16 protein-coding genes and 1 pseudogene are annotated in these 13,319 nt (G+C 71.3%); 9 read left to right on the forward strand and 8 right to left on the reverse strand.

Annotated elements, in window-relative coordinates; translation table 11 throughout:
- Positions 1-315: pseudogene (locus ACTHJJ_RS09105) on the reverse strand (fructosamine kinase family protein); the annotation flags it as partial.
- 212 nt (positions 316-527) lie between these two features.
- Here ACTHJJ_RS09105 and rpmB point away from each other — a divergent pair.
- Positions 528-716 (forward strand): 50S ribosomal protein L28, encoded by a 189-nt coding sequence (gene rpmB / locus ACTHJJ_RS09110; RefSeq protein WP_440302627.1) that lies wholly within the window; start codon positions 528-530, stop codon positions 714-716.
- A 157-nt stretch (positions 717-873) separates the two neighbouring features.
- Here the strand turns inward: rpmB and thiL are convergent, their stop codons facing one another.
- Positions 874-1,860 (reverse strand): thiamine-phosphate kinase, encoded by a 987-nt coding sequence (thiL, locus tag ACTHJJ_RS09115; RefSeq protein WP_440302628.1) that lies wholly within the window; start codon positions 1,858-1,860, stop codon positions 874-876.
- Positions 1,861-1,983: 123 nt separating this feature from the next.
- Between thiL and ACTHJJ_RS09120 the strand changes: the two genes are divergently transcribed.
- Both ACTHJJ_RS09120 and ACTHJJ_RS09125 read left to right on the forward strand, forming a co-directional pair.
- Positions 1,984-2,217, forward strand: coding sequence for an Lrp/AsnC family transcriptional regulator (locus ACTHJJ_RS09120; protein ID WP_440302629.1), 234 nt, complete (start codon positions 1,984-1,986; stop codon positions 2,215-2,217).
- Between the two features lie 32 nt (positions 2,218-2,249).
- Complete coding sequence (locus ACTHJJ_RS09125) at positions 2,250-2,675, forward strand: DUF3515 family protein (RefSeq protein ID WP_440302630.1); 426 nt, start codon at positions 2,250-2,252, stop codon at positions 2,673-2,675.
- A gap of 33 nt (positions 2,676-2,708) precedes the next feature.
- On the opposite strand, the gene ACTHJJ_RS09130 is transcribed toward ACTHJJ_RS09125, so the two are convergent.
- Positions 2,709-3,848 (reverse strand): D-alanine--D-alanine ligase family protein, encoded by a 1,140-nt coding sequence (locus ACTHJJ_RS09130; RefSeq protein ID WP_440302631.1) that lies wholly within the window; start codon positions 3,846-3,848, stop codon positions 2,709-2,711.
- 49 nt (positions 3,849-3,897) lie between these two features.
- Here ACTHJJ_RS09130 and ACTHJJ_RS09135 point away from each other — a divergent pair, with 49 nt between their 5' ends.
- A complete protein-coding gene (locus ACTHJJ_RS09135) occupies positions 3,898-4,998 on the forward strand; it encodes a trans-sulfuration enzyme family protein (RefSeq protein WP_440302632.1) in 1,101 nt (366 codons plus the stop codon).
- 26 nt (positions 4,999-5,024) lie between these two features.
- On the opposite strand, the gene ACTHJJ_RS09140 is transcribed toward ACTHJJ_RS09135, so the two are convergent.
- Positions 5,025-6,047, reverse strand: coding sequence for an NAD(P)H-dependent glycerol-3-phosphate dehydrogenase (locus ACTHJJ_RS09140; protein WP_440302633.1), 1,023 nt, complete (start codon positions 6,045-6,047; stop codon positions 5,025-5,027).
- Positions 6,044-6,853 (reverse strand): lysophospholipid acyltransferase family protein, encoded by an 810-nt coding sequence (locus ACTHJJ_RS09145; protein WP_440302634.1) that lies wholly within the window; start codon positions 6,851-6,853, stop codon positions 6,044-6,046. Before ACTHJJ_RS09145 ends, ACTHJJ_RS09140 begins: the two co-directional genes overlap by 4 nt.
- Positions 6,854-6,963: 110 nt before the next feature.
- On the opposite strand from ACTHJJ_RS09145, the gene cofC reads away from it, so the two are divergent.
- Together cofC and ACTHJJ_RS09155 are read left to right on the forward strand one after the other, a co-directional pair.
- Complete coding sequence (gene cofC / locus ACTHJJ_RS09150) at positions 6,964-7,617, forward strand: 2-phospho-L-lactate guanylyltransferase (protein ID WP_440302635.1); 654 nt, start codon at positions 6,964-6,966, stop codon at positions 7,615-7,617.
- A 9-nt stretch (positions 7,618-7,626) separates the two neighbouring features.
- Positions 7,627-7,839, forward strand: coding sequence for a cold-shock protein (locus ACTHJJ_RS09155; protein ID WP_440302636.1), 213 nt, complete (start codon positions 7,627-7,629; stop codon positions 7,837-7,839).
- Positions 7,840-7,889: 50 nt separating this feature from the next.
- Here the strand turns inward: ACTHJJ_RS09155 and ACTHJJ_RS09160 are convergent, their stop codons facing one another.
- The 3 genes from ACTHJJ_RS09160 to leuC form a co-directional block, all read right to left on the reverse strand.
- The gene (locus tag ACTHJJ_RS09160) at positions 7,890-8,630 is read right to left on the reverse strand and encodes an HU family DNA-binding protein (RefSeq protein WP_440302637.1); all 741 of its coding nucleotides are present in this window, start codon (positions 8,628-8,630) and stop codon (positions 7,890-7,892) included.
- Positions 8,631-8,910: 280 nt separating this feature from the next.
- Entirely contained in the window at positions 8,911-9,504 is a 594-nt protein-coding gene (gene leuD / locus ACTHJJ_RS09165) for a 3-isopropylmalate dehydratase small subunit (protein ID WP_440302638.1), read from the reverse strand.
- 3 nt (positions 9,505-9,507) lie between these two features.
- Positions 9,508-10,923, reverse strand: a complete 1,416-nt coding sequence (gene leuC, locus ACTHJJ_RS09170; protein WP_440302639.1) for a 3-isopropylmalate dehydratase large subunit — start codon at positions 10,921-10,923, stop codon at positions 9,508-9,510.
- Between the two features lie 139 nt (positions 10,924-11,062).
- On the opposite strand from leuC, the gene ACTHJJ_RS09175 reads away from it, so the two are divergent.
- The 3 genes from ACTHJJ_RS09175 to ACTHJJ_RS09185 form a co-directional block, all read left to right on the forward strand.
- Positions 11,063-11,812 (forward strand): IclR family transcriptional regulator, encoded by a 750-nt coding sequence (locus ACTHJJ_RS09175; RefSeq protein WP_440302640.1) that lies wholly within the window; start codon positions 11,063-11,065, stop codon positions 11,810-11,812.
- A 243-nt stretch (positions 11,813-12,055) separates the two neighbouring features.
- Positions 12,056-12,994: a L,D-transpeptidase family protein gene (locus ACTHJJ_RS09180; RefSeq protein ID WP_440302641.1), complete on the forward strand. Its 939-nt coding sequence runs from the start codon at positions 12,056-12,058 to the stop codon at positions 12,992-12,994.
- 49 nt (positions 12,995-13,043) lie between these two features.
- Positions 13,044-13,319, forward strand: a 276-nt coding sequence (locus tag ACTHJJ_RS09185) for an LLM class flavin-dependent oxidoreductase (protein WP_440302642.1), incomplete at its 3' end; no start/stop codon positions are given.

The raw sequence follows: 13,319 nt of genomic DNA on the forward strand, positions 1-13,319 counted from the left end.
GTTCGACTGGCCTTGCCGGCCGATCCAGGCGGGCCCCTCCCAGCCCTCCGGCGGCGACCCGAAGGCCGGCGCTCCTGCCCTATGCGTCGCGGCCAGGGATCGGCCCAGCTCGTCGGCCGCCTCCCGGGTCGGGCCGGAGACGTGCACCTGCTCGAGGTCGATGAAGCCCTCCCCCACGTCGAGCACGCGCACGATGCGCGTGCCGCCGTCTGCCTCCGCCTCGGCCAGCCAGCGCAGGCCGCATGCCTCCGCCTCGAAGAAGCCCGGCGGGGCGCCGGGGCGTTCCTTGCGGTGGCTCCTCGGCTCTCGCACCATCTCCCCACCGTAACGACGGCAGGGGTTCGCGACCGCTACCGTGATCGGGTCGTCGGTGCGACTGTGCCCGTTTTGGTCCCCGCGGCGGCCGTCGGCTACTCTAAAGCGGTTGCCCTGTGCGCATCGGCCAATCCCACCGTCGTCTGACGGTCTGCCGCGCCCCTGGGGCGAATGGACGAACGACCACAACGACGAGTTTCAGGAGATCACCCGTGGCTGCCAACTGCGACGTCTGCGGCAAGGGACCGAGCTTCGGTCACAACATCTCGCACTCGCACCGCCGCACCAAGCGTCGCTGGAACCCCAACATCCAGCGCGTTCGGACCATGCTGAACGGTGTGACGCCCAAGCGGATCAATGTCTGCACCTCCTGCCTCAAGGCAGGCAAGGTCGCACGCTGACCTTTCAACACTGAGAGGGCCGGCTCCCGGACGGGGGCCGGCCCTCTTGCTTCCCGAGCGATCGAGAGTGCAGCATTCCCGATCGAGAGTGCAGTAGTCCCAGTCCGCAGGGCAAAGGAGCGCACTGTCGATGGGAAGAAGTGCACTCTCGATCGGCTCAGAGGCGGAAGTGGTCCCATCCGGTGAGCGCCTCGCGCAGCCCACCGACGAGGATGTCGGGGCCCTCCCCCGCCGCCACGCCTCGCACGACCCCGATGAGACGCCACCCGGGAGGTAGGCAGCCGGGCGGGAAGGTGGCGAGCAGCGAGTGCTCCTCGCCGCCGGCGAGGACGCAGGCGCGGGCGACCTCGACGCCGAGGGCGGGGGTCAGGCGGTCGACGTCCTCGTCGAGTGCCGTCGGGTCGAGGTCGAGGATGACGCCGCTCGCCCGGGCGATCCGGCCACCGTCGCGCAGCAGGCCGTCCGACACGTCGAGCATCGCGGTCGCACCGGCCTCCACGGCCGCGACGCCCTGCTCCAGCGGTGGCCGCGGACGGCGGTGGACCTGCACCGCCTCCTGGTCCGCCTCGGGCCGACCCTGCTGCAGCAGGCGCAGCCCGGCGTCGCTCAGCCCGAGGGAGCCCGCCACCGCGACGTGGTCGCCCGGTCGGGCGCCTGAGCGCAGCACCGGCTCGGCGACAAGGTCGCCCAGCGCCGTCACCGACGCCATGACGACACCCGGCGGCGCCGATGACAGGTCGCCGCCCAGGACCGCCACGTCCGCCTCGGAGCAGGCCTCGGCGATGCCCCGCGTCAGGTCGAGCACCCACTCGATCGCGACCTCGGGATCGACGACGAGCGTCAGGAGCACGCCCGTCGGCCGGCCCCCCATGGCCGCGATGTCGGCGAGGTTCTGTGCGATCACCTTGTGCCCGATGTCGGCTCCCGAGGACCACGCGTCGAGCCAGTCGCGCCCGAGCACGACGGTGTCCGTCGTCGCGATGGTGCGGTCGGACGTGCGGAGGACCGCGGCGTCGTCGCCGGGTGGCACGACGAGCGATGGCGGCCGGCCGTAGAACGGCAGGACGCGAGCGAGGATCTCCTCCTCGTCGAGGTGGCGGAGGGCGGTGCCCTCGGTCAGCATCGGCCCTGGTCGTCTCTGCACGCGTCCACCCTGTCATCCCCGCTCACCGGGACGCACACGCCCCGGGCAGGGTACGGTCGGGACACGGCCGTTCGCGCGCGTCCGGCCGGTCGCCGACCGTCAGCCATCAAGAAGAGGTGACCCGTGGTCCAGGCCTACATCCTGATCCAGACCGAGGTCGGCCGCGCCGCGACCGTCGCCGAGGAGATCCGGGGAATCTCCGGTGTCGCGCTCGCGGAGGACGTGACCGGACCGTATGACGTCATCGCCCGGGTCGAAGCGCCCAACGTCGATGACCTGGGCCGTCTCGTGATCGCCCGGCTCCAGGAGGTCCAGGGAATCACCCGGACCCTGACGTGCACGGTGGTCCACGTCTGAACGCTCCTTCCCCCCGTCGGCGCGGCACGGCGGTGGCGCTCGGCGCCGCCGTCGTGCTCTGCGTCGTCTCGGCGTGCTCCTCCTCCGTCGACGTCTCCCCGGCCCAGTTCGCCCAGAGCCCCGCCTGCCGGTCGCTCTCCTGGCCCGACCGGGTGAGCGGGGCCGAGCACGTCGCGACGACGTCGGACTCGCCGTCGGTGGCCGCGTGGGGCAGCCCGGCCATCATCGCGCGCTGCGGGTTGCCCCCGCTCGCCCCGACGACGGAGGAGTGCGTCACGGTCGACGGCGTCGACTGGGTGGTGCGCTCCCTCAGCGACGGCTCGGCCGCGACCACCTTCGGCACCGACCCGGCCATCGAGGTCCTCGTCCCGAAGAGCTACGGCCCGGCCCCGCTCCAGCTGCCCGTCTTCGCGGCCGTCGCCAAGCAGCTGCCGACGAACGGACGGCACTGCTCCTGAGGAGCCTGCTCTGCGGCATACCCGCTGATCGGGTCAGCGCAACCCGGTGCGCCGTTCGAGCGCGAGGGAGATCAACTCGTCGATCAGCTGCGGGTAGTCGAGGCCCGTGGCCGCCCACATCCGCGGGTACATCGAGTGCGGCGTGAACCCCGGCATCGTGTTGATCTCGTTGATGAGCACCTGGCCGTCGTCGGTCCAGAAGCAGTCGACCCGCGCCAGGCCCTCGCAGCCGAGCACCTCGAAGGCGGTGGCAGCGAGGCGGCGGACCTCGTCGGACACGGCGTCGGGCACGTCGGCGGGACAGCTGAGCTCGACGTCGGCCTCGGTGAGGTACTTCGCCTCGAAGTCGTAGAACGCGTGGTTCGCGTGGACGGCGACCTCCGCAACCTCCGAGGTGCGCGGAGCATCGGTGCCGTGGCCCTCGAGGACGGCGCACTCGATCTCGCGCCCCGTGATGGCCGACTCGACGATGACCTTCGGGTCGTGCTCGCGAGCGGCCTCGATGGCAGCCTCGAGGTCGGCCCGGTCCTCGACCTTCGTGATGCCGATGCTGGAGCCTCCGCGGGCGGGCTTGACGAAGAGGGGGTAGCTGAGGCCGTCGCAGGCGTCCATGGCGGCGGCCGGGTCCGTGCGCCAGGCACGGTCGGTGATGACGGCGTAGGGCCCCACGGGCAGCCCGTGTCCGGCGAAGAGCACCTTCATGTAGTGCTTGTCCATCCCGGCGGCGGACGCGAAGACGCCGGAGCCGACGTAGCGGACATCGGTCAGCTCGAAGAAGCCCTGGATCGTCCCGTCCTCGCCGAAGGGCCCGTGGAGCAGGGGGAAGACGACGTCGACGTCGCCGAGCTCATGCGGCGGCTCACCGGGCTCGAGGACGCGCAGGGCGCGGTCCTCCGTCCCGAGCGGCAGCATGACGTGGGCCTTGTTGGCCTCGATCTGCGGCGTGCTCCCGGCCGTCAGCTCGAGCAGGTCCGGTTCGTCGGCGACGAGCACCCACTCCCCCGTCGGCGAGATGCCGACCGGCACGACGTCGTAGCGGTCGCGATCGATGGCGCGCAGGACGCCGGCCGCCGTCGCACAGGAGACGGCATGCTCGGAGGAGCGCCCCCCGAAGACGATGGCGACACGCGGGCGCGAAGGTGTCGAGGGCGTCGTGGGCTGGTCCGTGGTCATCAGACGAGACTCTATCCCGGCGTTCTCACCACGCTCCTAACCTGAAAGCGTGCCGGACACGACGAGTTCTTCCGAGAGAGCCGACCTGCGACTGGAGACGCGCGTTGTCGCGGCCGGGCGGCCCCCGCACGCACCGGGCGCGTCGGCGAACGCTCCCGTCGAGTTCACCTCGACGTATGCCGCTGACGGCCCGGTCAACTACGCCCGGTCCGGGAACCCGACGTGGTCGGCCTTCGAGACCGCGCTCGGCGAGCTCGAGGGCGGGCAGGCCCTGGTCCACGCCTCCGGGATGGGGGCCATCGCAGCGGCCCTCTCGCTCCTGCCTCCCGGCGGCGCGGTGCTCGTCACCGACACGACCTACAACGGGACCGGTGACCTTGTCCGTGATCTGGAGGAGGCTGGGACCAAGGTGTTGCGGCGGCATGCGAGCGACACCGACGGCTTCCTCGAGTCACTGCCCGAGGCCGACCTCGTGTGGCTCGAGTCCCCGACCAACCCGCTCATGGACGTGATCGCCCTCGAGCCGATCCTGGCCCGGGCCCGAGAGCTCGGCGTCGTCAGCGTCGTCGACAACACCATGTCGACGCCGCTGCTGTGCCGGCCGCTCGAGCTCGGGGCCGACGTCGTGGTCCACTCCGTCACGAAGTACCTCTCGGGACACTCGGACGTCGTCCTCGGGGCGACGGTCGTCGCGGACACGGTGCGTGGCCGCGAGCTCGCCGGCCGGCTGCACCGGCACCGCACCCTCAAGGGCGCGATCGCCGGGCCGATGGAGGTCTTCCTCGCGCTTCGCGGGCTGCGCACCCTGGCCCTGCGGTTCGAGCGGGCCTGCGCCTCCGCGGCCGAGCTTGCAGCCCGCCTCGAGGGCCACGCCGCCGTCGCCCGGGTGCGTTACCCCGGGTCCGGCGCGATGCTCTCGATCGACGTCGTCGGCGATGCCGCGGCCGCCGAGCGCGTCTGTGCCGCAACGCGGGTCTGGTTCCACTCGACGAGCCTCGGCGGGGTCGAGTCGCAGCTCGAGCGGCGTCGGCGCCACCCGTCGGAGGCCGAGACCGTCCCGGACAACCTGATCCGGCTCTCGGTCGGCATCGAGCATGTCGAGGACCTCTGGGCCGACCTCGACCGCGCCCTCAAGACCGCCCTCGCCTGACGTGTCCCCCCGTGCCCGCGCCGACGTCAGTGCGGGTCGGGCTGGGGCGTGCCGTGCTTCTCCGCCTTGAGATCGCGCGCCATCAGCTTCGGCCCGACCTCCGTGGCGGGCAGGCCGTCCCGGACCACCGCGACGACCTGCTCGACGATGGGCAGCTCGACGCCGTGGTGTTCCCCGAGGGCGAGGATCGACTGGCACGACTTGACCCCCTCGGCGGTCTGCCGCAGCTGGGCCGCCGCCTCCTCGACCGCCATGCCCCGGCCCAGCCGGACCCCGAAGGTGTGGTTGCGCGACAGCGGTGACATGCAGGTCGCGATGAGGTCGCCCACACCGGCGAGACCGAGGAAGGTCTGCTGGTGGGCACCGAGCGCCATGCCGAGCCGTGTCGTCTCAGCCAGGCCGCGGGTGATGATCGTCGCCTTCGTGTTGTCGCCGAAGCCGAGCCCCTCGGCCATCCCGACGGCGAGGGCGATGACGTTCTTCGTCGCGCCGCAGACCTCGGCACCGACGACGTCTGTGTCCGTGTAGGGCCGGAAGTAGCGCGTGGCGATGGCGGTCGCGACGCGCTCGGCGGTGCCCATGTCGGCGCAGGCCACGACGCTTGCCGCCGGCTGGTGCTGCGCGATCTCGGGGGCGAGGTTGGGGCCGGAGACGACGACGATCCGGTCCTGCTCGACGCGCCCGACCTCGCTGATGACCTCGCTCATCCGCTTCGTCGTGCCGAGCTCGACACCCTTCATGAGGGAGATGACCGGAGCCCCCGCGGGCATCGCCGACCCCCACGTCTCGAGGTTCGTCCGCAGGGTCTGGGAGGGCACGGCCAGCACCACGATGTCGGCGCCGACACAGGCCTGCTCGGGGTCGGTCGTGGCCCGGATCGAGTCGGGCAGGTGCAGGTCGGGCAGGTAGTCGAGGTTGCAGCCCTCGTTGATCTGGTCGGCGATCTCCTGTCGGCGGGACCACATCCGGACCGTCGCGCCGGCGTCGGCCATGATGCCGGCGAAGGCGGTGCCCCAGTTGCCCGCGCCCATCACCGCGACCCGGGTCATCGGCGCCCTCCGCCCGTCCGGCGCCCCATGGGCTTGGGTTCGGGCTCCGGGCGACCGATGTCCGAGTGGTTGAGCGGGTCGCCGATCTCGGGCACGCCGTGCTTGCGGGGGTCGAACCGCTCGTGGTTCGCCTGCTCGCCGCGGACCTGCTCGAGCAGCTCGGTGATCCGGTCCATGAGCCGGTCCGTCGCGATCCGCAACGTCCCCGTGTCGATGGGCCGGTCGTAGAGGTCGGACAGGTCGACGGCCGGGCCGACCGCCATCGACATCGTCCGGCGCGGGAAGAGCCTGGGGCGGTGCCCGTACGGCGAGAGGATCTCCTGGGCGCCCCACTGGGCCACCGGGATGAGGGGGCAGCGGGTCTCGAGGGCGACCCGGGCGGCGCCGGTCTTGCCGCGCATCGGCCACAGGTCCGGGTCGCGCGTGATCGTGCCCTCGGGGAAGATGCCGACGGCCTTGCCCTCGCGGACCGCCTCGACGGCGGCACGGTAGGCGTGGGCGGCCTTGAGGGAGTTGCGGTAGACCGGGATCTGCCCTGCCTTGTGCAACGCCCAGCCCACGACCGGAACGCGGAAGAGGCTGTCCTTGCCGAGGAAGTAGGTCGGCCGGCCGGCGTCGTACATGAAGTGCGCGAAGACGATCGGGTCGACGTAGGAGATGTGGTTGGGCGAGACGACGAAACCGCCCTCGGAGGGCAGGTGTTCCATGCCGCGCCAGTCGCGCTTCGTGATGCGCATGAGGAGGGGGCGGAGGATCCATGCGATGCAGCGGTAGGACAGCGGCAAGTCGGCGCGTGCTGCGCTCACGAATGGACCTCCTCGGTACGGCGCCCCACGGGGCGAGTGTGGGCATCAGTCTCTCCACCGGGGGCCGGGCTGTCGAGGCTGCCCCCGGCGAGTGCGAGAATTCTCGGACCATGGTGACGGCGAACCACTCGGACTCCAGGCCCTCCTGGCACGTCGTGGTGCCCATCAAGGACACCCGCGAGGGCAAGTCGCGGCTCGCGCCCGCGGGGGTGAGACGCACACGCCTCAGCCGGGCGATCGCCGACGACACCCTGTCCGCCGTCGTCGAGGCCGTGGAGGCGGAGCACGTGTGGCTCGTGACGTCCGACGCGGGCCTGTCGTGGGACTGGGCCGGCGCCGGCGTCCATGTCGTCCCGGACCCCGGTCATGGCCTCAATGCAGCGATCACGGCCGGCCTGTCTCACGTGCCCGCAGACGTGCCCCGGGCCGCCCTGCTCGGCGACCTGCCGAGTCTCCTTGCCGTCGACGTGGTCACCGCTCTGCAGGCGGGCGGCCGGGTGGCGGAGTGGTTCGTGCCGGACCTCGACGGGTCCGGCACCGTCCTGCGGGGCGGCCACGCCTTCGTCCCGCAGTTCGGTCCTGGCAGCGCGGAGGCGCACGCCCGACAGGGCGCACTTCGTCTGGAGCTCGACCTGCCGCGGCTGCGACGCGACGTCGACGACCCGGACTCGCTGGCGGCGGCTGTGCGGCTCGGCGTCGGTTCTGCCACGAGCGCGGTCCTCGGCCTCACGAGCTCCGAGCGCGCGGTACGCGCAGACGGCTAGATTTGGGCCGTGCAGGCCACCGTCCACCGCTTCCACCCAGACACCCTCACGGGCAGCGTCCTGCGTGACGACGGCGTCGAACTGCCCTTTGACGCGGCAGCTTTCACGACGAGCGGGCTGCGGTTGCTGCGCCCGGGCCAGCGCCTCACCGTCGACGTCGCGGACGGCCGTGTCACCGCGCTGCGCATCGTCGGTGTCGGTGGCGGCCAGCCCATTCACTGACATGCGGGTGGGGGCCGGCCAGATGGCCGACCCCCACTTCCGCCCACTGGTCAGCGCTTCGCCGCGGTCTTGCGGGTCGTCCCCTTCTTGGCCGTGGTCTTCTTCGTCGTCGCCTTGGCGGCGCCGGTGGCCCTCTTCGCGGTCGTCTTGGCCGCCGTCTCGCGGGCGGTGGTCGCCCGGCTGGTGGCCTTCGCCGGAGCGGCCTTGGTGGCGGACGCCTTCTTCGCGCTGCGTCCCGCCGTGGCCTTGCTGGCGGTGGCCTTGCTGGCGGTGGCCTTGTTGGCGGTGGCCTTGCTCGCGCTCTTGGTGGTCGCCTTGGCGGCGCTCTTGCTGGCGGTCTTGTTGGCAGCCGTCTTCGCCGTCCCGGCCGTCGTGGCCTTGGCCGCGGTCCGGCCGGCGGCGGTCTTCTTCGTGGCGGCGGTCTTGCCGGCTGCAGCCTTCTTGGTGACCGGGGCCGCCTGGGAGACGGTCGAGGCAGAGGCACGCGAAGCCGCAAGGACGCCCTTGGTGAGCTTCTTCTTGCCCGACACGACCTCCTTGAAGTTCGTGCCTGCCCGGAACTTCGGCACCCGGGTCTTCTTGATCTTGACCGTCTCACCGGTCTTGGGGTTGCGACCGGTGCGCGCGCCACGGTCGGCGCGCTCGAAGGTGCCGAAGCCCGTGATGCCGACCTTGCCACCCTTCGAGACCTCGCGAATCACGATGTCGAGCAGGCTCTCGAGGGCGTCGGACGCAACCTTCTTGCTTCCGAGCTTCACCTCGAGGGCGTCGATCAGTTCTGCCTTGTTCACGTCTTCCCCTCCAGAGGAATTTCGGTGTCGGACGACCCGACGCGTGGGCCCGGAAACGATCCGGCTCTCTCTGACGGTAAAGGCATGCAACGCTCAGGTCCACCACCCTGAACACTGTTTTTCGTTGTGTCGCAACGAGTTTGCCGGGTGTCGGCATGGCCCGACTGGCGCCTCGACACAGTCCACCGGCACCACCCTTCAGACAGGACGAGAGCCGAGTCCCCTTGTCACTGAAGGGAACTCGGCTCTCGACGTCGGTCAGATGGAGGTGCCTGGCGGGTCAGGAGGCGGTGGTCACCGGCTTGTAGGAGGGCCGGCTCCGCTCGAACTCGGCGACCTCGTCCTCGTGGCGGAGGGTCAGGCCGATGTCGTCGAGTCCCTCCAGGAGGCGCCACCTGGTGTAGTCGTCGATCTCGAAGGGGGCGACGATCTCTCCCGCCGTCACGGTCCGCGAGAGCAGGTCGACGCTGATCTCCGCGCCCGGGTGGTTCTCGAGGTACTTCCAGAGCAGCTCGACGTTGTCCTGGGACACGACCGCAGCCAGCAGACCGCCCTTGCCGCTGTTGCCCCGGAAGATGTCGGCGAAGCGGGAGCTGATGACGACCCGGAAGCCGTAGTCCATCAGGGCCCAGACCGCGTGCTCGCGACTCGACCCCGTGCCGAAGTCGGGGCCGGCGACGAGAACCGAACCCGCGGCATAGGCCGGGTTGTTGAGGACGAAGGACTCGTCCTTGCGCCAGGCGGCGAACAGGCCGTCCTCGAAGCCGGTCCGCGCGACTCGCTTGAGGTAGACCGCGGGGATGATCTGGTCGGTGTCGACGTTGCTCCGGCGCAGCGGCACCCCGACGCCGGTGTGGGTCTCGAACTTGTCCATGGCTCAGGCCTCCTGGAGGACTTCGGCGGGCAGGTCGGCGGGGCTCGAGAGGGTGCCGCGCACGGCGGTCGCGGCGGCGACGAGCGGGCTGACGAGGTGGGTGCGACCACCCTTGCCCTGACGTCCCTCGAAGTTACGGTTCGAGGTCGAGGCGCTGCGCTCCCCCGGCGCGAGGGTGTCGGGGTTCATCCCGAGGCACATGGAGCAGCCCGGCAGGCGCCACTCCGCCCCGGCGTCCGTGAAGACGCGGTCGAGGCCCTCGGCCTCGGCCTGCTGGCGCACCTTGGCCGAGCCGGGGACGACGAGCATCCGCACGCCGTCGGCGACGTGGTGGCCCTTGACGACCGCTGCGGCTGCCCGGAGGTCCTCGATCCGGCCGTTGGTGCAGGAGCCGAGAAAGACGGTGTCGACCCTGATGTCGCGCAGCCTCGTGCCCGGCTCGAGGCCCATGTAGGCAAGGGCGTTCGCGGCCGCGACGCGGTCGCTCTCGTCGGCGAAGGACTCAGGGTCGGGGACCGACTCGCTGAGCGGCAGGCCCTGGCCGGGGTTCGTGCCCCAGGTGACAAAGGGCGTCAGCGCCGAGGCGTCGATCTCGACCTCCGCGTCGAAGACCGCGTCCTCATCCGTGCGCAGCGAGCGCCAGTACTCGACTGCGGCGTCCCAGTCGGCGCCCTTCGGCGCGTGCGGGCGGTCCTTGAGGTAGGCGAAGGTGGTCTCGTCGGGGGCGATCATGCCGGCGCGGGCGCCGGCCTCGATCGACATGTTGCAGATGGTCATCCGCGACTCCACCGAGAGCGCCTCGATGGCCTCGCCGCGGTACTCGAGGACGTAGCCCTGCCCGCCGCCGGTGCCGATCCGGGCGATGACGGCGAGGATGACGTCCTTGGCGGTGACACCCTCGGCGAGATGACCCCGCACGTTGATGGCCATCGTCTTGAACGGCTTGAGCGGGAGGGTCTGGGTCGCGAGGACGTGCTCGACCTCGGAGGTGCCGATGCCGAACGCGAGGGCTCCGAAGGCGCCATGGGTCGACGTGTGGCTGTCACCACAGACGACGGTCATGCCGGGCTGCGTGAGCCCGAGCTGCGGGCCGACGACGTGGACGATGCCCTGCTCGGCGTCACCCATCGGGTAGAGCCGGACCCCGAACTCCTCACAGTTGCGACGCAGCGTGTCCACCTGGATCTTCGAGACCGGGTCGCTGATCGGGCCGGGCGTGGTGGGGACGTTGTGGTCCTCGGTCGCGATGGTGAGGTCGGGTCGGCGGACGCCGCGCCCAGCGAGGCGCAGGCCCTCGAAGGCCTGGGGGCTGGTCACCTCGTGGACGAGGTGCAGGTCGATGTAGAGCAGGTCGGGCTCTCCCTCGGCGCGCCGCACGACGTGTGCGTCCCAGACCTTCTCGGCGAGTGTTCCTGGCATTCTTCCTCCGCTGTGGCAATGGACGGCGGCTCACCGCAGCCCGGTGGGGCCCACGGCGGCATCGCTCGTTACTCAAGAGTCGTCGTTTTCCCGGCACGGCGAATTGACGTCTCAGTGCCTGAGACGGCAATATCAGGTCATGGACAAGTCAAGTGGAGTCGGAGTCCTCGACAAGGCGGCGACCGTCCTGGGCGCCCTCGAGGCCGGCCCGGCGACCCTCGCCCAGCTCGTCGGCGCGACCGGCCTCGCCCGCCCGACGGCGCACCGCCTCGCCGTCGCACTGGAGCACCACCGCCTCGTATCGCGCGACATGCAGGGACGTTTCGTGCTCGGTCCGCGCCTCGCCGAGCTCGCGTCGGCTGCCGGCGAGGACCGCCTCCTCGCCGCCGCTGGGCCCGTCCTCGGGGCGCTGCGGGACCACACCAACGAGAGCGCCCAGCTCTTCCGACGCCAGGGCGACCAACGCATCTGTGTCGCGGCCGCCGAGCGTCCAGTGGGCCTGCGTGACTCGATCCCCGTCGGCGCGACGCTCTCGATGCTCGCCGGGTCGGCCGCTCAGGTGCTGCTCGCCTGGGAAGACCCCGACCGGCTGCACCGTGGCCTGCACGGGGCAGCCTTCACCGCCACGACCCTGTCCGGCGTCCGCCGCCGCGGCTGGGCCCAGAGTGTCGGCGAGCGCGAGCCGGGCGTTGCGTCCGTGTCCGCGCCGGTGCGCGGTCCTTCGGGACGCGTCGTCGCCGCCGTGTCGATCTCCGGGCCGATCGAGCGGCTCTCGCGGCAGCCGGGCCGGCTGCACGCCGCCACCGTCGTGGCCGGTGCCAACAAGCTGACCGAGGTGCTGCGCCGGGCCCACGCCCAGGGGCAGCAGCAGCCACACCAGGAGGTCTGACCCCTCGCTCGACAGCGCCCGGGCCTCAGCACGCCTAGGGCTCGGGCAGCCGGGCCTCATGACCGCCGCTTCGGAGTGCGGGAGCCGGCTGCGCGGCATACCTTGACGACGTCGCGGCGCACAGACGTCACGGCATACAACGGATCGGTCACGTTCGGGCTGACGACGTCCCGTGTGCCAACCATTCGGGCAGCTGCGGCGTCACCCTGAATGCCAGCACCGGCACGTGATGAAGGGATCGCCATGGGAGCTGCACGACGCCGTCGCGGCGCGAGGGCCATGTCGGTGGCCGGCGTCGGCTTGGGCCTGACCCTGGCGCTGACCGCATGCACACCGACAACCCCGCACGCCGCCCAGACGCCGATCGCCACCCACCCGGTGACGAGCACAACGTCTTCGGCCACCGAACCGGGCACGGCGACGACCACGGAGCTGACGGCGAGCGTCACGCCGATGCCCTCCGACGGCCCCACGACGACCCCGGCCACCCCCACGGCAGCCCCTACGACGACCCCGGAGCCTGCCCCCGTCGTCCTGTTCCGCCCCGGCGACTCCTCCCCCAAGGTGCGCGAGCTGCAGGCGCGGCTCAGGCAGCTGCGCTGGTACGACGGCGACGTCACCGACCACTACGGCACCAAGACGAGCGCCGCGGTGCGGGGCTTCCAGGCCAAGCGCGGCTTCCCGGAGACCGGCGTGCTCGACGAGCGGACGTGGGACAAGGTCGTCTCGATGAGCCGCCCCCCGACCCGTGACGAGCTGAACAACATCCTCCCCAAGCCGGTCGCGGCCCCGCCGGGCAAGCTGACCTGGGACGTCGACTCGCGGTGCCTCACCGGCCGGGTCATCTGCATCAGCAAGTCGACGCGGATGCTGACATGGGTCGTCGACGGCGTGCCGCAGTACCAGTTCGACGTCCGCTTCGGCAGTGAGGCCCTGCCGACCCGCGAGGGGACCTTCGCGATCACCTGGAAGAAGAAGGACGTCATCTCGAACCTCTACCACACGCCCATGCCCTACTCGATGTTCTTCAGCGGGGGCCAGGCGATCCACTACTCGTCGAACTTCGCCCGACTCGGCTACAACGGCTCGTCGCACGGCTGCGTCAACGTGCGCGACTGGAACGGCCTCGTCCGGCTCTACGACGAGGCCCCGGTGGGCACCAAGGTCGTCATCCACTGGTGAGCGGCTGCCCTCTACGCTGGCGAGACACCCCAACGGCGTAGGAGGCAAGGTGCTGAGGATCGGTTGGAAGGCGTCGGCGGAGCAGTTCGGGCCGCGGGAGCTGGTCGAGTACGCGGTGCAGGCGGAGCGGGTCGGGTTGGACTCGGTGTTCATCTCGGACCACTTCCAGCCCTGGCGGCACCGGGACGGGCACGCCCCGTTCGCGATGTCGTGGCTGGCCGCCGCGGGTGAGCGCACCGAGCGGGTGGTGCTCGGCACCTCGGTGATGACCCCGACGTTCCGGTACAACCCGGCCGTGATCGCGCAGGCGTTCGGCACCCTCGGG

Origin of the sequence: Intrasporangium sp., from assembly GCF_051961875.1 — a bacterium.
Classification (GTDB): Bacteria; Actinomycetota; Actinomycetes; order Actinomycetales; family Dermatophilaceae; genus Intrasporangium_A.

Bases quoted from the DNA above. Each gene is read 5' to 3' on its own strand.
- cofC (WP_440302635.1), top strand. From the start codon at position 6,964: ATGGTGACGGCGAACCACTCGGACTCCAGGCCCTCCTGGCACGTCGTG.
- ACTHJJ_RS09180 (WP_440302641.1), top strand. From the start codon at position 12,056: ATGGGAGCTGCACGACGCCGTCGCGGCGCGAGGGCCATGTCGGTGGCC.
- leuD (WP_440302638.1), bottom strand. From the start codon at position 9,504: ATGGACAAGTTCGAGACCCACACCGGCGTCGGGGTGCCGCTGCGCCGG.
- ACTHJJ_RS09130 (WP_440302631.1), bottom strand. From the start codon at position 3,848: ATGACCACGGACCAGCCCACGACGCCCTCGACACCTTCGCGCCCGCGT.
- ACTHJJ_RS09175 (WP_440302640.1), top strand. From the start codon at position 11,063: ATGGACAAGTCAAGTGGAGTCGGAGTCCTCGACAAGGCGGCGACCGTC.
- ACTHJJ_RS09140 (WP_440302633.1), bottom strand. From the start codon at position 6,047: ATGACCCGGGTCGCGGTGATGGGCGCGGGCAACTGGGGCACCGCCTTC.
- leuC (WP_440302639.1), bottom strand. From the start codon at position 10,923: ATGCCAGGAACACTCGCCGAGAAGGTCTGGGACGCACACGTCGTGCGG.